This is a genomic window from Parabacteroides faecis, from assembly GCF_014647375.1.
GTDB lineage: Bacteria > Bacteroidota > Bacteroidia > Bacteroidales > Tannerellaceae > Parabacteroides > Parabacteroides faecis.
In genome coordinates this window covers 310,665-332,787 of the sequence record NZ_BMPB01000005.1, presented here as the reverse complement: position 1 = coordinate 332,787, position 22,123 = coordinate 310,665, and the positions used below count along the sequence as shown (strand labels likewise).

Genomic DNA, 22,123 nt, shown 5'->3' with positions numbered 1-22,123 from the left:
CTCACGTATCTTAATAAATAAAATACGGAGGAAATAAGAACATGTAAAAAAGGGACCGGAAAAACAGCGACACCTTTTCAGGACTCCCGAAATCTATATTTGAATTTAATAACAGAGATCATAAATTTAGTAATCATCGATTTAAAGCACTAATAAAACATGAAAAAGACAACTTTATTGGTTGGGATACTTTGTGCAGCAAGTTTATCTTCCTGTCAAAAAGAAAAAAGTAAGCCTAATGTCATATACATATTGATGGACGATATGGGGTATGGTGACCTGCAATGTTACGGTCAGGAAAAAATTGAGACACCCAATATCGACCGATTGAAAGACAACGGTATCAAATTAACGCAGCATTATAGTGGCTCGCCGGTCTCCGCTCCGTCACGATGTGTGTTGACAACCGGATTACATTCCGGACACGCACAGATCAGAGCAAATGACCCTATGTCGTCACGAGGAGCGGTCAGCAGCCATGATTCGATGTTCATACATCCCGAATTGGAAGGACAATATCCTTTGAAAGCCGGAACCATGACAATCGGACGTATGATGCAAAATGCAGGATATACAACGGGGTGTTTCGGAAAATGGGGACTGGGTTATCCCGGCTCAGAAGGAGTTCCGAACAAACAGGGTATTGACCGGTTCTATGGATATAATTGTCAACGACAAGCACATACCTACTATCCTCCTTTTTTGTATAAAAATGATCAACGGGTATACCTTAGTAATCAGGTACGTGACCCCCACCAGACTAAACTGGATGAAGGAGCAGACCCCTAGGACGAGGCCAGCTACAAAAAATTCACTCAGGATGAATATGCAAACGATCTTATTTTTGATGAAATGATACAGTTTGTCGATGACAATAAAGATCAACCGTTTTTTCTGTTTTGGACAACCCCGATCCCACATGTATCCCTACAAGCTCCGGAACGCTGGGTAAAACACTATGTGGAAAAATTTGGAAATGAAGAACCTTATATCGGAGATAAAGGATACATGCCATGCCGTTATCCACATGCAACCTATGCCGCCATGATCAGCTATTTTGACGAACAAATAGGAAAACTCGTTGAGAAATTAAAACAAGAAGGAATATACGAAAACACACTTATCTTTTTCACATCTGATAATGGACCTGCCTCCGACGGAGGAACCGATTCCCCTTGGTTCAATAGTGGCGGACTATTCAAATCAGAATACGGATGGGGGAAATCTTTCCTTCACGAAGGAGGGATACGTGTTCCGGCTATCGTATTCTGGCCGGGCAAGATCAAAGCGGGGACAGAATCCGATCATATATGTGCATTCCAGGACGTTATGCCGACACTGGCCGATATTATTTCTATCAAATGTCCTCCAACTGACGGGATCAGCTTCCTACCGACACTACTCGATAAAAAAGACAAACAAAAACAACACGAATATTTGTATTGGGAATATCCCGATCCAAAAATCGGAAATAAAGCGATTCGCATGGGAAACTGGAAAGGGATTATTACCGATATCCGTAAGGGAAATACAAGAATGGAACTGTACGATCTGGAAAACGACCTGCAGGAATTACATGATGTTGCCGATAAGCATCCAGATATTGTTAAGAAGTTCTATGAATTAATGTATACATCCACAACTTCACCTGAGAATCCTAAATTCATACTTTAACACTACACAAATATTATACTGATATGACAATAAAAAAGAAAGATATATTGATCGGATTAGGTATCGGAAGTATATTTCTCCCCGTTCCATCCCTTTCGCAACAAAAAAACAGTGAAGAAGTGAAGCCGACACCTAACGTCATACTTATATATGCAGACGATTTGGGTTATGGTGATCTGGAATGTTATGGAGGGTCAGGAGCCGCCACGCCTAATATCAACCGCCTGGCACAAAACGGGATTCGTTTTACCAATGCGCATGCCACAGCAGCGACCAGCACTCCCTCTCGCTATTCTATGCTTACCGGAGAATATGCCTGGAGAAAAAAAGGAACAGATATCGCAGCTGGAAATGCCGGTATGATCATTCGTCCCGAACAATATACGATGGCAGACATGTTCAAAAACTCCGGATATACAACAGCAGCTATCGGGAAATGGCATCTCGGTTTAGGGGATAAAAGCGGCGAACAGGATTGGAACGCCCCCTTGCCTACTGCTTTAGATATCGGATTCGACTACTCCTATATCATGGCAGCTACTGCCGATCGGGTCCCCTGCGTATTTATCGAAAATGGAAAAGTAGCCAACTATGATCCTTCCGCTCCCATTGAAGTAAGTTATCAAAAACCATTTGAAGGAGAGCCACTCGGCAAAAACCATCCTGAACTGTTGTATAATCTGAAACACAGTAACGGGCATGATATGGCTATCATAAACGGTATTGGACGTATAGGATACATGAAAGGAGGAGGCAAAGCTCTTTGGAAAGATGAAAACATAGCCGATTCAATAACGACACATGCACTAAACTTCATCCGGGAAAATAAAAACAATCCGTTTTTTCTCTATTTTGCAACGAACGATGTACATGTACCCCGTTTCCCGCATGACCGTTTCAGAGGTAAAAACCCGATGGGCCTAAGAGGAGATGCAATTGTACAGTTCGACTGGTGTGTCGGACAGTTGATGGAAGAATTGGATAAATTAGGATTGACCCAAAACACAATGATCATTCTTTCAAGTGACAACGGTCCCGTCCTCGATGACGGCTACGCCGACCAGGCTCAAGAATTAGTAGGTAATCATAAGCCTGCCGGCCCATTACGCGGAGGAAAATATAGTGCCTTCGAAGGTGGCACACGCATTCCTGCAATTGTAAGCTACCCAACTATTGTAGAAAAAGGAAAAATTTCAGATGTTTTAGTTTCCCAGATCGACTGGTTTGCATCTTTTGCAACTCTCATACATGCAATACTACCTAAAGGATCTGCATCAGATAGCTTCGATATGCTATCTAATTGGTTTGGGAAAGACAATACGGACCGACCATGGGTAATCGAACAAGCCTCTGACCATACACTTTCCATCCGGACAAAAGACTGGAAATATATAGAAACCAGTTTCAATCCTGTTAAAGTAGCCAGAGTAACAAATATTGAAACCGGCTATTCAACGGAACCCCAGTTATATGATATGAAAGAATCTACAGAACAAACCAATAAAGCATCTCTACATCCTGAAATTGTTTTCAAATTGCAGCAAATCCTGAAAAAGATACAAAAACAAGGATCACATTAAACAAAACCCTTACAAGCTGGAAGGTGTGTCAAAACATCTTCCAGCATCTTTTTTTATAAAAAATCACATTCTGACTGTGTGTTCCATCTCCCTTACGTCTCTTATATAAAACGGCAATAATATGCACACATCAAAAACATATAAAATACTATATAACCTGGTTTCCCATACATTCGATTCGGAACTTCGGATCAAGATATGGCAATGGCTGGTTAATTCATCCAATCAAGAAGAAAAAGAAAAAGCACTCCTGTCTATATGGAATGAATATCCGGCAAAAACAGATGCAAATACTTATCTTTCACTGAAAGCTACTCAGGAAAAGATCAAACAAAATAAATCCTCACATAAACAATATAGACTGACATACAAACTATCGAGAATAGCAGCAATACTTATTATTCCTTTATTATCGGTAATCGGTTCCTATCTGTATGTTAAACATAACACATATAATCCGGAACTAATACAATGTTTCGTACCGGAAGGAGAGAAACAGGAGTTAACCCTCCCCGACGGTTCCATAGTAAACATCAATTCAGGGAGTATATTAATCTATCCAAAAGAATTCAAAGGAGACACTCGTACCCTGCATCTGGCAGGAGAAGCAAACTTCACGGTAAAAAAGGACAAAAAGCATCCTTTTATTGTAAAGACAAGTTCTCTAAGGGTTGAGGCACTTGGTACAAAATTCAATGTACAAGCTTACTCGGAGAGTGATAAAATCATTGCGACACTCGAAAACGGAAGCATCAAAGTAAATAAAATCGAAGATGATGAAAACTCTTTCATCTTATCACCAAACGAACAATTGGAATATAATTACAAAACAGGCATATTCGAAAAAAGAACTATCAATGCAGCCAATTATTCTGCCTGGATAAAAGGTGAACTCAATTTTATAAATATGCCTCTAAAAGAGATTCTGGCTACAATCCAGCGAAAATATGCCGTTGACTTCATTATAAATCCCCGCTTGTTTACCCCGGATTTATACACTATAAAATTCCGCCAGAATGAAGACATTGATACAGTCATGAAAATTCTGACAATGACTGTCAATGGATTAACTTATGAAACAGATGATGATACAATAACTATTTATTCACTAAAAAAGAAAGGAGTAAAATAACAAAAAAAGGGACTGGAAAAAATTGCGACACCTTCTCCAACCCCCGAAATCAACAATCCATTTAAAACTGTAGAGATCTTAAATTTAGTATTCATTGATTTAATGTACAAAAGTATGAAATTAAACTACTATAAGAGTACATACGGACTCTTAAAATTACGTAAATTGTTAATATTTACACTATTAAGCCTATTCACATTTAACTCGGGTTGGGGGCAGAACCAACGAATATCAATTGTTGCAAAAAACAAGACACTGTTAAGCGTATTCGAAAATATTGAAAAACAAACAGGGTTGAGTATTGCTTATAATCAAACAAAATTAGATGTTAATAGAATTATCAATCAGGATTTTAATGATAAAATCCTGTCCTCTGTTATAACAGAGCTACTAGAAAACAGTAGTTTTACCTATCGGATTGAAGGGAAACATATTATTATTGTTCCGGTACAGCTACAGCAAAAACAACAGTCCACTCAGAAAATCCAGGGCATCATTACTGATCCCAGCGGTCTACCTGTTATTGGTGCAAACGTTGTTGTGAAAGGTACAACCAATGGAACAATCACCGATCTGGAAGGCAAATTTTCTATTGAGGCTTCTCTGGGTAATACTTTACAAATTTCTTACATCGGATACTTATCCAAGGATATCCGTGTAGACGGAAAAGACAATTATTCAATCCAGCTTATCGAAGATTCGCAGGCACTCGATGAAGTTGTGGTTGTTGGATATGGTACATCAAAAAAGGTGAATGTGATCGGTTCTATCGCTTCTGTTGATTCCAAACAACTGGAAAACCGTGCCACTTCGTCAGTCGTTTCAGCCCTTACCGGCCAGATGCCAGGTGTTACGATCACACAAGCGGGCGGACGTCCGGGTGAGAATACCGGAACGATACGTGTGCGTGGTGTCGGCTCTTTCAGTAGCGACAATGATGCCAAAAAAGCCGATGCTCTAATCCTTATAGATGGAATACCAGGAAATATGACGGATATAAACCCGAATGATATTGAAAGTATTTCCATATTAAAAGACGCATCAACTGCCGCCATTTACGGATCACGCGCAGCAAATGGAGTAGTATTGGTCACAACTAAAATGGGAAAAGAATCGAAAGTCTCTGTTTCCTATAATGGTTACGTAGGTTTTAACCGGGCAACCGCTCTTCCAAAGTATGTAGACAGTTGGGATTACGCGCGCTTGCTGAATCAGGCTGAAGGAGTTACCCGTTTCACTGATGAGGAAATCAATGCTATGCGTACGGGAAGTATGCCCGACTTATGGGCCAATGAAAAATTCGTAGACGACATTTTCTCCGGAAACGGTTTACAGACAGGACACGATTTGTCTTTGAACGGAGGCAACGACCGAAGCCAGTATTTTGCATCTTTCGGTTATTTAAGCCAGAACGGTATTGTACCGGGCAACAACTATTCACGCTACACAGCCCGTGTCAATCTTACGTCCAATTTATCTGACAAACTGAAATTAACTATTCGCTTACGAGGTGATAAAGCTCAAACCAAAGAACCAGGCACAGCCGGTGCCATAGACGGTGGTTACGGAATGATGTCACTGATCAGTCAGGGATTACGTTTTCCAGGATTCCGTCCTTCAGTATTAAGTGATGGTTCATGGGGACCGGGTGTTAAAAACTTCGGAACACCTAAAGCATGGCTGGCATCCGAATCATTCCAGGAAAAGCCTACCATGAGAATCAACTCGAATGTACGCCTGGAGTATACCCCGATAGAAGGGTTGAAGTTCTCCGCTATCGGTGCTTACAATTTCACGAATGCACAAGACAAAAAGTTCCGTGCCACTTTACCCGTCACAATCAACGGAGCCACCAGTGTTTTAGGTCCCTCTTATTTAGAAGAAAAGAATACCAACACTGACTATAAATCATTTCAGGCCACAGTTGACTATTCAAAAACGTTCAACAAAGTACATAATCTAGGTATCCTGGCCGGCTATTCGTGGGAAGAAGAATCGGCCCGCGATCTGGAAGGCCGTCGGGATAATTTCCCCAGCAATGAGTACCCGTTCCTGACAGTAGGTTCACCGGATAACCAGACCAATAAAGGCGGAGGTTACGACTGGGTCATCCAGTCTTTCTTCGGACGTGCACAATACAACTATGCAGAACGCTATCTAGGTGAAGTGACAATGCGTTACGACGGTTCATCACGTTTTCCTTCAAATTCGCGTTATGCATTCTTTCCTTCAGCCGCTATAGGTTGGAGAATTTCAGAAGAAAACTTTTTTAAAGAAAATGAGAAATTGAACTTTATTAATAACCTCAAACTAAAAGCATCCGCTGGTATTCTGGGGAATAATAATATTGGCAATTATGCTTATCAGTCAGTCTATGAATTAGGGAATGACTTCAATTATCCACTGGGAGGTACGATACAGCAGGGAGCCGCTTTGAAAACCTATACGGATCCGCGACTTAAATGGGAAACGACCCGTACGATAGACGGTGGTTTCGAATCTGTGCTCTGGAATGGTTTACTGACCGCCAATATTTCTTACTTCTACAGATATACTTATGATATCTTATTCAAACCAAACGCAAGCGCCTCATCTGCTTTCGGACTACAAATGAGTGAGGTTAATACCGGAGAAGCCTCCAACCGGGGCTGGGAATTTGAAGTAGGACACAGAAATAATATAGGTGAATTCAGCTATAGTATCAACGGCAACTTCTCAATCATCAAAAATAAGGTTGAAACGTTAGGACTTGGTAATGTAGAACAAGCAAACGGAATGGTAGGTAACGGTTCCAATCTATTTATCGGTTATCCAATCGATATGTACTACGGATATCAAACAGATGGAGTATTCCTGAACCAACAGGATATAGACGATTATTTTGCTCACACAGACCAATCCGCCATGGGAGCAAATAAAGCCAACACCAAACCAGGTGATATTCGATACAAAGATATTTCAGGCCCCGACGGTGTTCCCGACGGAAAAGTCGATGCGACTTACGACCGCGTTTATTTAGGTTCAAAAATTCCTAAATACACATTCGGTCTTTCATTAAATGCAGCTTATAAAGGTTTTGACCTGAACATCTTCTTACAGGGAGTAGCTGGTGTCAACGGACTGCTAAACGGTTTTTCAGGCTGGGCTTTGTGGAGTGAAGGAAATATCCAAAAATGGCAGATGAAAGAAGCCTTCGATCCGGAAAACCCGACACGTTACCCGAAATACCCACGTATAGCAAACCTGGGAAATGCAACTGGAATTAATACGCAACAATCTGATTTCTGGATTCGCAACGCCTCTTACCTACGTGTAAAGAACATTCAGTTAGGATATACTTTACCCAAGTCAATCTTAAAGAACACTTTCATCCAGAATGTACGTTTCTATGTAGCAACAGAGAACCCGTTCACATTCCATAGCTATCCGGATGGTTGGGATCCGGAAATCAATGCCGATGACCGATTCTATCCGGTATTGGCAAACTATACATTTGGTTTGAATCTTAAATTCTGAAAAGTATGAAATCAATTATAAAGAAATTAATAATGGTCTTGGTTGCTATTGCATCTTTAACCTCTTGCGAGTTGGACCGTTATCCGCTGACAAATTTCAGCGAAGATACTTTCTTCGATAAAGAAGAAAATACAAAACTTGCACTTATCGGTTTATACCGCGGAGGTATCACCTATGGAGTAGACTACAATGCCTCCGATTGGTGGGCCTATAGTGCAAAAATACTAATAGATGGTGTCAGCGATATGGGATACGACCGCCGCGGATTCAATAATAATCTCGGGAAACTGACATCCGGACAAATCGATGAAAATAACGGATGGGTAAAAGACTTGTATCAGAAACCTTACCGCCGTATCAGTGCATGTACCCGATTCATTGAAGGAATCAATACGCTCGAATCTGATAATCCGGAAATGGAACGTATGAAAGCGGAAGCTCGCTTTATCCGGGCAGTACAATATTTTTACCTGGCTTCCTATTACTATGATGTTCCGCTAATTAAAACAGTCCTGACCTTGGATGAAGCCAATACAGTTTTAAAGTCACCGCGTGCAGAGGTTCTTCAATATGCAATTGACGAATTAACAGAAGTTGCTAATCTCCTGCCCCGCCATAAAGATTTACCATCCTCGGAACGCGGACGCGCAACGGCACAGGCTGCATTGGTTTATTTGGCACGGACACATCTGGTTGCGAAAAATTACAAGGAAGCTGCTGTGGCATGTAAGCAAATCATCGATTGGGGAGATAACAAATTAGATACCGACTATCAGAAATTGTTTTATCCCAGTGCAATAAATAGCTCTGAACATATTTTCGCGACACAGTTTGTCGATGACTTAGCAGGACACGGACTACCTCAACATGCTTATCCGATAAAAGACGGAGGATGGTGTTTGGTGAATGGATCCAGCATTCTATTTGAAGCCTATGACTTTCTGGATGGAACACCTTTCAGCTATGATGACCCACGTTTCAACAAAAACAACTTTGGAGAAAATCGTGATCCCCGTTTGGATTATACACTTATTTACGATGGTTCGACCTTCCGCGGAACAGTTTACAGCTGCAATCCTGAAACAACGGCAGCCGACAAGATCGGCCCGGGACAAACAACTCAAACAGGTTTCCTTTTACGTAAATACTTTGATGAAAGCTGGAACGGGGATAAAAGCCAATATGGAAACAATGTTCCTTTAGCACGTTATGCTGACGTATTAATGATGTACCTGGAAGCCGAGATGGAAGCCGGGACACCAATCACCCAAACTCTACTTGACCAAACGATCAACGCAGTTCGGGGACGCGTAAGTATGCCAAAGATAACGGAAACCAATCCGGATAAATTATTAAAAATTATTCAGAAAGAGCGTATGATCGAATTTGCTTTTGAAGGACTTCGCCTTTGGGATTTATTCCGCTGGGGAATCGCTGAAGAACGCTTAAATCAGGATATTTATGGTTCACCATTTTACATCACCAATCAAGAGTTAATGAAGAAGAAAGATGGACAGCCTGATCCGTATAACCGCTGGTACGTTGACAAACGTAATTTTAAAGCCGGACAAGAACGTTGGCCTATTCCACTATCTGAAAAGAATATCAATCCCAACTTGAGATAGTCGGTTAAATAACTTTACAGAGATACCGGTTACTTATAATTCCGGTATCTCTGTTTTCTTTTCCGCTTTTGATTAAATATTACCTGAACATCCATATCATGAATCATAAAATAAATAAAGTAATCCTGCCTGTATCATTATTATCTATTGTTGCTTCCGGAAGTTATTCCCAAACACAGCAACCCAACATTGTCATCATTCATACAGATGAACAGAACTTTCGTACTTTAGGTTGTTATCGGGAATGCCTGCAAAATGAACAAGCTTTCCCATGGGGAGAAGAAGCCATTGTGGAAACACCCAATATAGATTATCTGGCACACCGTGGAGTATTATTTACACGCTGCTATGCCACAACCCCAGTTAGTTCCCCCAGTCGAGCCTCTTTCATGACCGGATTTTATCCACAGAACAACGGAGTATGGACAAACGACATGGCCCTGTCTGAAAAGACACCCACCTTTGGAGAATCCTTACGGGATAACGGCTATGCAACCGGGTACTTCGGGAAATTACATCTCAATGGAAAAGGAAAACCGGAATGGCATCCCAAACGTGACTTCGGCTTTTCCGACAATTTTTATATGTATAATCGTGGCCATTGGAAAAAGATAGAAGAAGCGGAAGAAGGACCCGTGTTCAGAACAAATGCAGATGTGAAAACAACAAATGAAAAGACATTCACTACTGACTTTATTGCTACACGGGCCATTGATTTCATAAACCAACAAAAAGACGGGCCGTTCTGTTGCATGATTTGTTTTCCGGATCCGCATAGTGCGAATCTTGTAAGACCGCCCTACGACACGAAGTACAGTCACATAAAGTTCAAGGAACCAGTAACTGCTACCGCCGATACAACCAGTCGACCTGCATGGTCACACGGGGATAATCTCCCGGCAGACCAGCCCGAAGATATGGCTCAATACTTCGGCATGATTAAATGCATTGACGATAATATAGGACGAATATTAAGTACTCTAAAAGAGAAAGGTGTTCTTGATAATACAATTATTGTTTTCACATCTGATCATGGAGACTTGTGCCGGCAACACGGATTGATCAACAAAGGTGTCCCATTAGACGATTCAGCCCGTGTCCCGTTCATTATCAGTTACCCGGCGGGAATGCGAGAAGGAATCAGAGTCGATAATGTCATGTCTGTTGTTGATTTTACTCCTTCTCTACTTAGTTTTTGCCAGATCCAGCCTTCCGACCAATATGACGGCCGGGACTTGTCCCCATTATGGAAAGGTAATAAACTCCCTGAAAAATACAATGATATTGTTTTTATGAGAGCTACAACACCTAAATTAAAAAGTGATTGGGATGAATCGGCTACAGCCAAACGTACTATGTGGATATCTGCCGTAACACCTGATTATAAACTAACTTATTCGGAATATAGTTCAGATATTCCCTGGCTGACCGATCTAAAAAAAGACCCGGACGAATTGTTTAATTGTTATTTTGACCCGGCTTATAAAGAGATCGTTTCCCAATTAGCCTCCAACTTAAAAGAATATGGAGAACGATACAATGACCCCAGGATTCATCATCCTAAAATTCAATACGAAATAAGCTCTGCCATTTTAAAAAAGTAGACAATATCCGTTAAAAACACGGTATAAAACAAGGCTACTAGAAAAAAAATGCAGACCTTTAACTCCCGAACTATCATAAACTAATATAAACTAAAAATATCATGAAATCAAACGTACTAATCGGTTTCGGACTGGGAGCATTCCTTGTTTCTCCGATCACCTCCCATGCTCAAAAGGCAAAAGAGACGCAAACGCCGAATGTCATTTTCATTTATGCCGACGACCTGGGTTATGGCGACCTGGAATGTTACGGTGCAACACGAGTACAGACACCCAACGTCAACAAACTGGCTAACAGCGGCATTCGCTTTACGAATACCCACGCAACAGCAGCGACCAGCACACCATCCCGTTATTCACTGCTTACCGGAGAGTATGCATGGCGCAGGCCGGGAACAGATATTGCTGCAGGAAATGCCGGAATGATCATCCGCCCGGAAAGATATACCATCGCGGACATGTTCAAAAGTGCAGGGTATACAACCGCAGCTTTAGGCAAATGGCATCTGGGACTGGGTGATAAAACAGGCGAACAGGACTGGAATGCACCTCTGCCCGCAGCGTTGGCAGATCTCGGATTCGATTATTCCTATATCATGGCTGCCACAGCCGACCGTGTACCCTGTGTCTTCATTGAAAACGGTAAAGTAGCCAACTACGACCCGTCGGCACCTATCGAAGTCAGTTATCAGAAACCTTTTGAAGGTGAACCGTTGGGCAAAGACCATCCGGAACTGCTGTATAATCTGAAACACAGCCACGGCCACGACATGGCAATCGTCAATGGTATCGGACGTATCGGTTATATGAAAGGCGGCGGCAAGGCTTTGTGGAAAGATGAAAACCTGGCAGACTCCATCACGACACATGCCCTCGACTTTATCAAGGCAAACAAGGACAAACCTTTCTTTATGTACTTCGCCACAAACGACGTGCACGTTCCCCGTTTTCCTCACGAACGTTTCAGAGGGAAAAACCCGATGGGACTCAGAGGAGATGCGATCGTGCAGTTCGACTGGAGTGTCGGACAGATACTGGACGAACTGGAAAGATTGGGATTAAGAGAAAATACATTGATCATCCTCTCCAGCGACAATGGTCCGGTAGTGGATGACGGTTATGCAGACCAGGCAGAAGAACTGCTGGGTGATCACAAACCGGGCGGCCCGTTACGCGGAGGAAAATACAGTGCATTCGAAGCAGGAACACGTATTCCCGCCATTATCAGTTGGCCGAAAGAAATAAAAAAAGGAAAAGTATCCGATGCTTTAATGTCACAGGTCGACTGGTTCGCTTCACTGGCAGCATTGACAGGATCTGTTCTTCCCAAAGGCGCTGCCCCCGACAGTTACAATTACCTGGGAACCTTACTGGGCACAGACAATGCCGACCGCCCATGGGTGATCGAACAGGCTTCCGACCATACGCTATCGGTCCGCACAAAAGACTGGAAGTATATCGAGACCAGCGACGGACCGAAAATGGTACCCTGGGGACCCAAGATCGAGACAGGTTATTCTAAAACACCTCAGTTATACGATATGACCCAGGTAGGCGAACAGGAGAATCTGTCAGAAAAACGTCCGGAAGTCGTTTATCAGTTGCAGGGAATTCTGAAAGGTGTTCGTAACAACACCGTCAAACCAAAATAAATTGAATAACCTATTTGAATTAAGAATCAACGGTCTGGGACTTTTGTTCCAGACCATTTTTATGTTTTTACCTTTTTTTATCAGGGAATAGACACTATCTTTGTGGGCAATTGGGCAGAAAATAAAAGATAATGCTGGGACTTATTAGTAAAGGAATTGTGATAGGCGTACTTGTATCAGCCCCTATGGGTCCGATCGGTATGCTGTGTATACAAAGAACATTAAATAAAGGACGTTGGCACGGGTTCGTTACCGGCCTGGGAGCAGCCTTATCGGATGTCATATATGCCGCTCTTACCTGCCTGGGAATGGGAGTTGTTGTCAACTTCGTCGAAGCCAATCAGGCACCGCTCCAACTAATGGGAAGCATCGTTCTCGGACTTTTCGGTTACTATATATACCAATCCAATCCTGTAAAAAACTTAAAAAAGCAACGTGAAAAAAAGTTATCGTTCACACAGGATTTTATTACAGCTTTTCTTCTTACCTTTAGCAACGTTTTAATCGTGCTTCTATATATTGGCTTGTTTGCACGTTTTGGGTTTGTGTTACCAGATCATTCTGTTTGGATGTTATTGGGAGGGATTGCATGCATTGGTATAGGTGCCGTTTTGTGGTGGTTCGGTATCACATATATAGTTGCCAAATTAAAAAAATGGTTTAATGTACGAGGAATATGGTTATTGAATCGGATTGTAGGGACAGTCATCATTGTTTTGGCTATTGTAGGAGTATTATCTGTGCTCCTTACCTCATATTTCCATTTGCCGTTGCTCCAAATCTATAATTAACATGAAGAAGCTTAAAGTACCGTATTTAGTGACGCTGGATGTACTGGATCTATCATCCGCAGGATATCTGCTGGAGAGCAAAGCCCAGCGAGAGTATATTGATGTGATCAATTGGGAAGAGTACCCTTACAAACCAATTGTTGCCTTTGATATAGCACGAACAGACACGAATTTATACATTCGTTATTTCGTGAAAGGAAATTCCCTGAAAGCTGTGCACAGCGCAGACGGGTCACCAGTTTATACAGATAGTTGTGTAGAGTTTTTTATGAAAACCGAAGAAGATCACAACTACATGAATTTTGAATTTAACTGTATCGGCACCTGCGATGCGGCACGCCGCCAGTCACGCGATATCAAGAGATCGCTGAACTCGGACGAGTATGCCTCTATCCGTAGGTATTCCACACTGGAACATAAGCCTTTTGCAGAAAAGAAAGGCGTATATTCCTGGGAATTGGTAGTCGCTATCCCATTCCAGCTAATGGGTCTCGATCCTGATAACCTGCCGGAAAAAATCATGGGTAACTTCTATAAATGCGCCGACGATACGGAATTCCCGCATTTCGTAAGCTGGAGTCCGATAAACGTTCCTACGCCGGATTTCCATCGTCCGGAGTTCTTTGGAGAAATCTATTTATAAAACAAACTCTAATGGCAAAATAAAATACCGGAAAATAACAGAGATTGTTATTCTCCGGTATTTTATTTTTATTGCCTACAATAAGTCTTTCAGGATCTTAGTCACTTCTTCGGCAGAAGGATGGATGGCTAATATCTTTCCATCCTTATCTACCAGATACGTACACCCTCCGCTGTTACCTGCACCATACATCTCCCAGATATTTCCTTTATCATTCAGTTCAACCAGATTCAACCAGGGGTATTTATCCTGCTCGATCGCCTTCTTCATGGCATCCGTATTATTATTTTCACGAGCAATACCGACAACAGTAAATCCTTTATCCTTGAACGTTTCGTAAACCGGTATCATACTGGACGACAACCGGCGGCATGGTCCACACCAGGAGGCCCATAAATCGATCAAAGCGACTTTCCCTTTTATCTGGTCGGAAAGCTTTACCATATTCCCTTCCAGATCGGGAGCAGTAAAGTCGATATAAGAACCGCCTACTTTCACATTCATACTGGCAATAATCCGTTCCATATCCTTCACATAAGGATGAGAAGCGAACTTCTCCTTATAATTACGCTCGAATATCTCCGGATAAGCCGGAAATTCTTCTTTGCCCGGATAATAGCGTGCCATCATCACGGCATTATCGAGCATTTGCTTTAAAAGACATAAACCGTTCAGCGTCGGTTCTTTCTTTACATAATCAAGCTTCCATTGCCGAATGCCATCAAACGACTCTTTGAATCTTTCATTCAGAGCAAGGCCTTCTTCCGAATATTCCTTACCGGCATCACGCAGACGCTCATATTCAGCATATAATTTATTTCTGTCTTCATCCGTTTTTGCTGCCGACATCCTCTTCTGCAAATCATACATTTCCTTCGAAGAATAACGTTCTTCTTTTTCCAGCACATCCCTCTCCTTCTCCAGTTGGGTTACCGGATAAAGTTTTTCCATTTCCTCCTGCATGCGTATCTCTTCCTTATTCAAAGCACCGTCTGCCTGCAGAACACTGTGCGGACGATGTTCCATAGTATAAAGCGTGAAATGCAAAGTCCCTTTTTCCGAAATGAAATAGGTCGGACGCCAGGCTCCGTTCATTTGTTCATCCCAGAACACCAGTTCATACATTTCATTTTCATCGGCAGTCAATGTATAATTGAATTTACCGTCTCTGACAGGAATAGAGATAAACGGGGTTGTACGTATATCTTTTCCGGCACGTATCAACGTCAGGCGGGAACTCTGAGGACGGTCTATTACTTCACCCTCCAAAACACATTCAAATGTTCCGGGCGTAACAGGTTGTTTTTTCAGATGTATTCCTTCGATACGGAAATCCCCTTTTTCCGGTCCTTCAATAAAACTAACCGCTTCTTCATTCGGATCAACCGGTTCAAATAATAAGGTAGCCGGACTGTTACCGGACTCAGGCATATAGACTTCTTTATCCAACTCAAAATCGGTGGATCCCAGCAATTTATATTTCTTCCCCGAAGTCAAACCTTCCAGACAAGCACCAGAGGAGATGCGTACCCAATAATTGGGTCGGTTATACATTTCTGCATGGAGAATGGTTGCCGTATCCGTCAATTCCACCCGGTAAAGTTCCATCGTCGTTGTATTCTTATTATCTATCACCGGATAATCGATGATACGATTTTGCTTTGCACAGGAAAGACAGAGGCAAATCATCAGGAAAAAAAATAGTTTAGTCTTCATAACCAGCCGGATCAAAGGATTAATAATTTATCAAAAGTAAGTAATATAGCATAATAGACAAAAAAATAAGGGTGAAAGTATAACCCCACCCTTATCTAACACACAACTCTCCAAACTATTTATTTTTCTCTTTTGATAGTTTCAATTCAATAATAAAAGCAACAATCAGTCCGATTCCACCAAACAACAAAACCGATGCGCCATATACCGTACTGATTAATTCGCGCCGTCCCCAATTATCAAGATTAAAGTCCGTAAGCGACACAGAGATAATAAATCCGACCAGCAATCCCAATCCGATACCGGCCAGTAAACATCCGGCTTTCAAAGAACTGAAAGAGAAATTAGTACTCAAACGAGGTAAACCTATTTTAGCATCGAAAGCAGAAGGTTCCAGTTTATCCCCGATCTTCTCAATAATAGCCAACCGTTCTTTTTTACGTACAAACAATTCAAATAAACCGTAAATACCTGCACAAACTATTCCGACGATCAGCGGAACCATTATAAAATCCATCATAACTGTAATTTTTTAGTTGTTAATTAATCTCGTTTATTAGTTTGACGCAGTATCTCAGAAAAGGTTACAGCCTGCAGAGACAAAAACACCAAGTATAGACTTTTTATCCGCAAGACAATAGTTTTCTAATCACAAAATAATTGCCTTCTAATATAAAACAACTTACCTTTTATACTTTTGACCTGGGTCAACCAATTTTTCCACCCAGGGCGAATATGTTTTTGACCTGGGTCGAATACGTATATCACCTGGGTCAAAAAGATAGAAGATAAGGAGGTTTGGATTAGGTATAAGTAGTATTTACCATACAATATACCTGTTTTCAGACTACTTCGTCATTGTATATTCTCTGCTTCTATCCGGCTGATAAGTGACAAATTATAAAAGAGAACGAATGCATAAATAATCTATTTAATATTTTTATTGTTGCAAGTTGTAACCAAATTGCCGAACTTGCGTCCATAAGGTAGGATGGAGTTGTATAGCGACGCATATTATATAGAAAGAATAGTAGCGGGAGATACAGGTTGTTTTGCCTGCCTTCTGGATAAATACAGCCGTCCGGTTCATTCGTTAATCCTTAAAATGGTTGGTAGCAAGGAAGACGCGGAAGAACTGGCGCAGGATGTATTTATGAAAGTATTTCGTAACTTGCCGTCGTTCAAGGCCGACTGCAGCTTCTCCACCTGGATATACCGTATTGCTTACAATACGGCCATATCGGAATTGCGTAAGAAGAAGCAGGAATTCGTTGCCATCGAAGAGTCACAGATCAGCAACGCATCGGAAGAAGCAGTCGGTGAACTGCTAGAGAATACATCCGTGACCGAGCAACTCGACAAACTGGACACAGCCCTAGCCCTGCTTCCACCGGATGAAAGAGCATTGATCCTGCTCTTTTATATGAAGGAAAAGACAGTGGACGAATTAACGGTCATTACCGGTTTCAGTGCATCCAACATCAAAGTGAAGCTGCACCGGATACGGAAAAAGTTATTTGTATTAATCAAAGGAATGGAGGAGAAATAAATATGGATGATACAAAAAAGAACCCGGATATACTGGAAAACCTGTTCAGGCAAATGCCGGAAGAAGAGTTGCCGGCTTCGTTCCGTCTGAACGTTATGCAACAGATTGCCCGTGAAACGATCAAAGTCAGAAAGCGTAACGAACGTCTCGGGCTGGCAGCCGTTATTGCTGCTTCGCTGGGGATGCTGGGGATGGCTGTCGCTGCTATTCTTTATTATATAGGAATGCCAGAAACAACAATGACGCCAATGGCATGGCCGAAAATCGATATCTCTGCCTTCAGTTTCTATTTCTATATCGGCATACTGACGCTTATACTCCTGTTCCTCGATTATAAATTCAGGAAGGCATATCGTAAGGATGAGTAAAGATGAAACGTGCACCTTCCTCATAATCCGGATCGATGGAAAGAACTCCTCCCAAGCGGTCTGCGATCAGGGTACAGATCGATAGTCCCAGACCGGCACCTGCTTTATAGTCGTCCAGTTTTTCGAAACGCCGGAATACGGCAGCCTGTTTCTCCTTCGGGATGCCACAACCGGTATCAGTTACGGCGATACGGACCTGCTTTCCTTCTTTATCTACTTTATACGACAGATTTATTTCACCTTCACTCGTGAATTTAGTCGAGTTGGTAAGCAGGTTTGTCAGGATCTGTTGCAAACGTAAGGTATCGGTATGCAGGATAACCGGAACAGTATCCGGAGTAAAAGTAAGCTTTACTCCTTCCGGAACCCTGTGACGGATACTATCCAGGGCACTCTGGCAACACTCCTGTAATGAGTAGTCACCAAATTTAAAATTCAGGTCGCCTGTTTCCATCCGCGACAGGTCCAGTACATCATTTACCAGGTTCAGTAACTGTTCGGTGTTATTATGGACCACAGAAGCATACTCCCCCCGTTCTTCCGGATCAGACGATTCATCGACCAGCAAGCCGGAGAAACCGACAATAGCATTCAAAGGTGTCCGTATCTCATGACTCATATTCGCAACAAAAGCACTTTTCATGCGGCTGGCTTCCTCTGCTTTCACTTTCTCACATTTCAGATTATTCTGCGATTCCAGCAGGTTTTGTTTTTCTACCAGTAATTCGTTCTTCAGGCGGCGGGCACGTTGATAATACCTGAAAAGTATATATATAAGAATTAATAAAAGGAATGCCACAACCGTAAAGAACAGGAGCAGATGCTGTTTCTGTTCCATACGATCGTTATTTACTTTCATTTCATGTTTTTGTTCCTCCTGTCCGTTCAACTCGTGTAATGTCCGGAGCTGGTTGATCTGACGGAAGAAAGTTTCCTTATTCCGTTCCGATACCATTCCGTACAATTTATCATATAAAACCAATGCTTCTTTCAATTTACCTTCCTCCTGAAGGATATCCGCTTTGAACTGCAGGTCGGCAATGATACATTCCGTCTCGAACACCTTGTCGATCAATTTTATAGCCATAGGCAGATCTCCGATCTCTTTATAATAATGGGCCTGGGCTGCCAGATAAGTATTCAGCACGTAATCGTCCTCCGTCAGATTATTCCCGACATATTTTGCCGCCTCGCTCAATGCCCGCTTCGCCTTGTCCGGCTGATGTTCCCGAATATAGAAGTCTGCATAAAAACAATAAAGGAGCCAGTAGTCTCTTCCTATTTTATACACTGCCCCGGTACGTTCACTCACCTCGGCGATCTCTTCGATCGCTTTCTTATAATGAGCTAGTATCTCTTCCGTCTGTTCAGAAGGAGATACACGGATCGCACATTCAGACTGATAAGAACTCAGGCGTACCTTTGTTTCTGCTTTTACCATCTCCGGACAATTTACTTTTTCATTTAAATCGAGACCTTCCTGAAAAGCGACTATGGCATCGCTGTCACGTCGGATCGCCTGATAAATCAATCCCAGGCTTTCCGTACAACGAAGCAGGCCATACGAATGTTTGAGTTCACTTGCCAGACGGTATTCGTTCTTTGCCTCATTCAGAGCCATTTCATAATCGCGGGCCCACAACAATGTCTGGCACGAATAGCTTTTGAAATCAAACAATACATCTGGATATTCATTGTGTTGCTTGCTGACCGAATCGATCTTAGTCCCCCAATAGAGCAGACTATCCCGGTTATTTTCATTGTAATAATATTGTAACAACTTCATCAATGTCACATAGATGGCAGGAACAGAATCTATCCGGACCGCTTCCCGATAACAACGTTCAAGCCACACAACACTCTCCTCTTTTTGTTCATTCAAATCGGCCAGACGAAGCAGAACAGGAATGATTACTCTTGCATCGGTACTCTGCGATAAAACGGATCGCATACTATCCGTTTCATGTGCAACCTGATCATCCGAAGCTCCCACAGACAGAGACAATAACAACAGGCCACACAAAAACAGTATAGCTAACAAACTTTTATTCCGATACCCATTCTTATCTTTCATTCTCTATTCAATTAGATGGGGGCTCTTTTGTAATCTGCAAATTACAGGGATGAATAAAAACAAAACGAGCTCCCTTCGTATAAGTTGAATCGATATATAGTGAACCACCCAGATGCGTAGCCACCAGCCGGCAGATAGGCAGTCCTAAACCTGTGCCCTGTTCAAATTCATTCAGTTTCTCAAAACGTTCGAATATTTGAATGTGCATATCGACCGGGATACCGCAACCGGTATCGGTCACGATAAAGCGGACAAGATCATTTTCCGTATCTGCCTCGAAAGTCAGATTCACTTCTCCCTTATGGGTAAACTTGATTGCATTGGACAGGAGATGCTTCAGTAGCTGGTGCATACGGAACCGGTCAGTATTCATCAGGAAAGAATCGACCGAAGGCGTGAAAGTCAGTTTCACTTCCGGTCGAGGCATGTTTTCAAAACCCGACAATATCTCACGACAAAGCATCACGGCATCCCATTCCCTGATCGTGAAACTATAATTTCCGGATTCCAGGCGAGACAGTTCGAGTACATCGTTTATCAGGTTCATCAATAACTCCGAGCTATGGTTGATAGTCGATGCAAAAGCAACCTTATCTTCTTCCTTAAAAGAGTCATCTACCAACAATTCGGAGAAACCTACAATCGCGTTAAGAGGTGTACGTATCTCATGGCTGATATTCGAAAGGAATATGGTTTTCAGGCGATTTGCCTCCACTGCTTTTTCCTTCATCAGACGCAGTTGCCGTTCGGATTCAAGTAATGAGTCTTTTTCGGACAACAGTTCATTTTTCAGGCGGCGTGTCCGGCTATAGAAATGGTACAATACCAAAAACAGGATCAACAGAACAAAGACCGTTCCCAGAATATGGATCAACTGGCGCTGTTTGGCTGCTATCTGTGTATTCTGATAAGCAAGTTCACGGAGCTGTTTCTCACTATCGTTCAGATCGTTCAGGAAACGAAGCTGAGTGATCTGGCGGTTGAATGCTTCATTATTGATGGAAGCATTCATTTTGAGCATCTTTTTATATACCCGGATAGCCTCCTGATACTGCCCGCAATCACGAAGAAGCTGCATTTTCAAGTTCATCATATCCAGGTCGTCTTCCAAGGCCAATGCTTTATCGATGGCAGATAATGCTTTCTGCTTATTCCCCGCTTTCACATAATAAAGGGCTTCAGACTGGTAATAAGCATATTTCACGAAGCCACTCAGTGAATCGCTGATAAAAACGGAAGCCTTTTCCAGATAATCATGCGCTTTCATTAATTGACCGCTACGAGTATAAAGATCAGAATATTTTGAATAAAGCAAGCATCTGTAATAAAGAGCGGGAAAAACATAATTTTTCTTCTTATAATCCAGTTCTATCGTATCCAATAAGTTTTCATAACGTATCAACAGTTCCTCCGAGTCATCCAACAGATTGAGCCGAAGAGTCGAAACAACCATATCCGACAGGAATTGCAATTCCAGCATCTGCATGTCCACATTCTTGTCCAACCACCCCAACCCTTTGCGGAAAGCGACTACGGCATTACTATCCTGTCCTACGACCTGATAGATCAAAGCCAGATTGTAGTTACCTCTTGCCTGTCCATATATCTGTGATTCCCTGTCCGCCAGGTTGATCTGCCGGATAGCTTCGTTCATTGCGAGTTCATAATCCTCTGCCCACAGATAATCCTGACATACCAGACTACCGGCCGTGAACAAGGCATCGGGACATTCTTTACGCTGCCGGGAAATCGTATCGATCATGGCATACCAATAAAGCATGCTGTCCCGCATATCCCGGTTATAATAGTAACGGCTCAACTCTGCCATTGTATTATAAGCTATCTGAAAAGAGTCAAGCTGCATGGCTATGTCTACTATCTCCTTATCCAAAAGTGCTTCGACCTTCTGCTGCCGGTTCATAGCGACCTGTTCTCTCAAAAGAGCCAGTTTCTCACCAGGCGTCTTTATTTCTTGCAATATACTAGACAGACTATCCGTACGATCTCTTCTCTTTTCATTCTGAGAAGAAACGGATACAGCGTATAGTAAAATGACAACAACACATGCGAACTTTATTCCCCTATATATATACAGACTATTCGTCTTCATGCATATTTTCCTCTGTGTCTGGCAAACTTACAAATAAATATCTGTAACGAATGACTTTTTTCAATGTTATTTAACGAAAGTCCTGTTGA

General features: G+C 42.1%; 14 protein-coding genes and 1 pseudogene. 11 read left to right on the top strand and 4 right to left on the bottom strand.

The genetic code is table 11. The features are described 5' to 3' along the window. Window positions 1–159 precede the first annotated feature (159 nt). The 9 genes and pseudogenes from IEY67_RS08900 (at window position 160) to IEY67_RS08860 (ending at window position 14,217) form a co-directional block, all read left to right on the top strand. A pseudogene (locus tag IEY67_RS08900) lies at window positions 160–1,674 on the top strand (arylsulfatase). Window positions 1,675–1,697: 23 nt separating this feature from the next. Further along, a complete protein-coding gene (locus tag IEY67_RS08895) occupies window positions 1,698–3,254 on the top strand; it encodes a sulfatase-like hydrolase/transferase (protein WP_183671192.1) in 1,557 nt (518 codons plus the stop codon). Window positions 3,255–3,375: 121 nt separating this feature from the next. After that, window positions 3,376–4,386: a FecR family protein gene (locus IEY67_RS08890; protein WP_183671193.1), complete on the top strand. Its 1,011-nt coding sequence runs from the start codon at window positions 3,376–3,378 to the stop codon at window positions 4,384–4,386. Window positions 4,387–4,488: 102 nt separating this feature from the next. After that, a complete protein-coding gene (locus IEY67_RS08885) occupies window positions 4,489–7,902 on the top strand; it encodes a TonB-dependent receptor (protein WP_122351695.1) in 3,414 nt (1,137 codons plus the stop codon). Window positions 7,903–7,907: 5 nt separating this feature from the next. Beyond that, entirely contained in the window at window positions 7,908–9,527 is a 1,620-nt protein-coding gene (locus IEY67_RS08880; RefSeq protein ID WP_229801008.1) for a RagB/SusD family nutrient uptake outer membrane protein, read from the top strand. A 98-nt stretch (window positions 9,528–9,625) separates the two neighbouring features. Beyond that, on the top strand, window positions 9,626–11,131 hold the full coding sequence (locus tag IEY67_RS08875) for a sulfatase-like hydrolase/transferase (RefSeq protein WP_183671194.1): 1,506 nt from the start codon (window positions 9,626–9,628) through the stop codon (window positions 11,129–11,131). Window positions 11,132–11,232: 101 nt separating this feature from the next. Further along, window positions 11,233–12,783: a sulfatase family protein gene (locus IEY67_RS08870; protein ID WP_183671195.1), complete on the top strand. Its 1,551-nt coding sequence runs from the start codon at window positions 11,233–11,235 to the stop codon at window positions 12,781–12,783. Between the two features lie 131 nt (window positions 12,784–12,914). Beyond that, on the top strand, window positions 12,915–13,574 hold the full coding sequence (locus IEY67_RS08865) for a LysE family translocator (RefSeq protein ID WP_122351699.1): 660 nt from the start codon (window positions 12,915–12,917) through the stop codon (window positions 13,572–13,574). 1 nt (window position 13,575) lies between these two features. After that, window positions 13,576–14,217 (top strand): carbohydrate-binding family 9-like protein, encoded by a 642-nt coding sequence (locus IEY67_RS08860; protein ID WP_183671196.1) that lies wholly within the window; start codon window positions 13,576–13,578, stop codon window positions 14,215–14,217. Window positions 14,218–14,292: 75 nt separating this feature from the next. Here the strand turns inward: IEY67_RS08860 and IEY67_RS08855 are convergent, their stop codons facing one another. Beyond that, window positions 14,293–15,933 carry a redoxin domain-containing protein gene (locus IEY67_RS08855; protein ID WP_229801007.1) on the bottom strand — a complete coding sequence of 547 codons (1,641 nt, stop codon included), beginning with the start codon at window positions 15,931–15,933 and terminating at the stop codon, window positions 14,293–14,295. A gap of 115 nt (window positions 15,934–16,048) precedes the next feature. Next, entirely contained in the window at window positions 16,049–16,453 is a 405-nt protein-coding gene (locus IEY67_RS08850) for a DUF6249 domain-containing protein (protein WP_122351704.1), read from the bottom strand. 471 nt (window positions 16,454–16,924) lie between these two features. Here IEY67_RS08850 and IEY67_RS08845 point away from each other — a divergent pair, with 471 nt between their 5' ends. Further along, window positions 16,925–17,482, top strand: a complete 558-nt coding sequence (locus tag IEY67_RS08845) for an RNA polymerase sigma factor (RefSeq protein WP_183671197.1) — start codon at window positions 16,925–16,927, stop codon at window positions 17,480–17,482. A gap of 2 nt (window positions 17,483–17,484) precedes the next feature. Further along, window positions 17,485–17,850, top strand: a complete 366-nt coding sequence (locus IEY67_RS08840; protein ID WP_122374928.1) for a hypothetical protein — start codon at window positions 17,485–17,487, stop codon at window positions 17,848–17,850. Here IEY67_RS08840 and IEY67_RS08835 read toward each other — a convergent pair. Both IEY67_RS08835 and IEY67_RS08830 read right to left on the bottom strand, forming a co-directional pair. Then, entirely contained in the window at window positions 17,822–19,924 is a 2,103-nt protein-coding gene (locus IEY67_RS08835; protein WP_122351709.1) for a tetratricopeptide repeat-containing sensor histidine kinase, read from the bottom strand. The genes IEY67_RS08840 and IEY67_RS08835 overlap by 29 nt on opposite strands. Window positions 19,925–19,931: 7 nt before the next feature. Further along, complete coding sequence (locus IEY67_RS08830) at window positions 19,932–22,034, bottom strand: ATP-binding protein (RefSeq protein ID WP_183671198.1); 2,103 nt, start codon at window positions 22,032–22,034, stop codon at window positions 19,932–19,934. Window positions 22,035–22,123: the final 89 nt, after the last annotated feature.

What these genes read in the sequence shown, in the direction of transcription:
- IEY67_RS08845 (WP_183671197.1), top strand. Translation starts at nt 16,925, where the DNA reads ATGGAGTTGTATAGCGACGCATATTATATAGAAAGAATAGTAGCGGGA.
- IEY67_RS08865 (WP_122351699.1), top strand. Translation starts at nt 12,915, where the DNA reads ATGCTGGGACTTATTAGTAAAGGAATTGTGATAGGCGTACTTGTATCA.
- IEY67_RS08835 (WP_122351709.1), bottom strand. Translation starts at nt 19,924, where the DNA reads ATGAAAGATAAGAATGGGTATCGGAATAAAAGTTTGTTAGCTATACTG.
- IEY67_RS08855 (WP_229801007.1), bottom strand. Translation starts at nt 15,933, where the DNA reads ATGAAGACTAAACTATTTTTTTTCCTGATGATTTGCCTCTGTCTTTCC.
- IEY67_RS08870 (WP_183671195.1), top strand. Translation starts at nt 11,233, where the DNA reads ATGAAATCAAACGTACTAATCGGTTTCGGACTGGGAGCATTCCTTGTT.
- IEY67_RS08890 (WP_183671193.1), top strand. Translation starts at nt 3,376, where the DNA reads ATGCACACATCAAAAACATATAAAATACTATATAACCTGGTTTCCCAT.
- IEY67_RS08830 (WP_183671198.1), bottom strand. Translation starts at nt 22,034, where the DNA reads ATGAAGACGAATAGTCTGTATATATATAGGGGAATAAAGTTCGCATGT.
- IEY67_RS08840 (WP_122374928.1), top strand. Translation starts at nt 17,485, where the DNA reads ATGGATGATACAAAAAAGAACCCGGATATACTGGAAAACCTGTTCAGG.
- IEY67_RS08895 (WP_183671192.1), top strand. Translation starts at nt 1,698, where the DNA reads ATGACAATAAAAAAGAAAGATATATTGATCGGATTAGGTATCGGAAGT.
- IEY67_RS08850 (WP_122351704.1), bottom strand. Translation starts at nt 16,453, where the DNA reads ATGATGGATTTTATAATGGTTCCGCTGATCGTCGGAATAGTTTGTGCA.
- IEY67_RS08860 (WP_183671196.1), top strand. Translation starts at nt 13,576, where the DNA reads ATGAAGAAGCTTAAAGTACCGTATTTAGTGACGCTGGATGTACTGGAT.
- IEY67_RS08875 (WP_183671194.1), top strand. Translation starts at nt 9,626, where the DNA reads ATGAATCATAAAATAAATAAAGTAATCCTGCCTGTATCATTATTATCT.
- IEY67_RS08885 (WP_122351695.1), top strand. Translation starts at nt 4,489, where the DNA reads ATGTACAAAAGTATGAAATTAAACTACTATAAGAGTACATACGGACTC.
- IEY67_RS08880 (WP_229801008.1), top strand. Translation starts at nt 7,908, where the DNA reads ATGAAATCAATTATAAAGAAATTAATAATGGTCTTGGTTGCTATTGCA.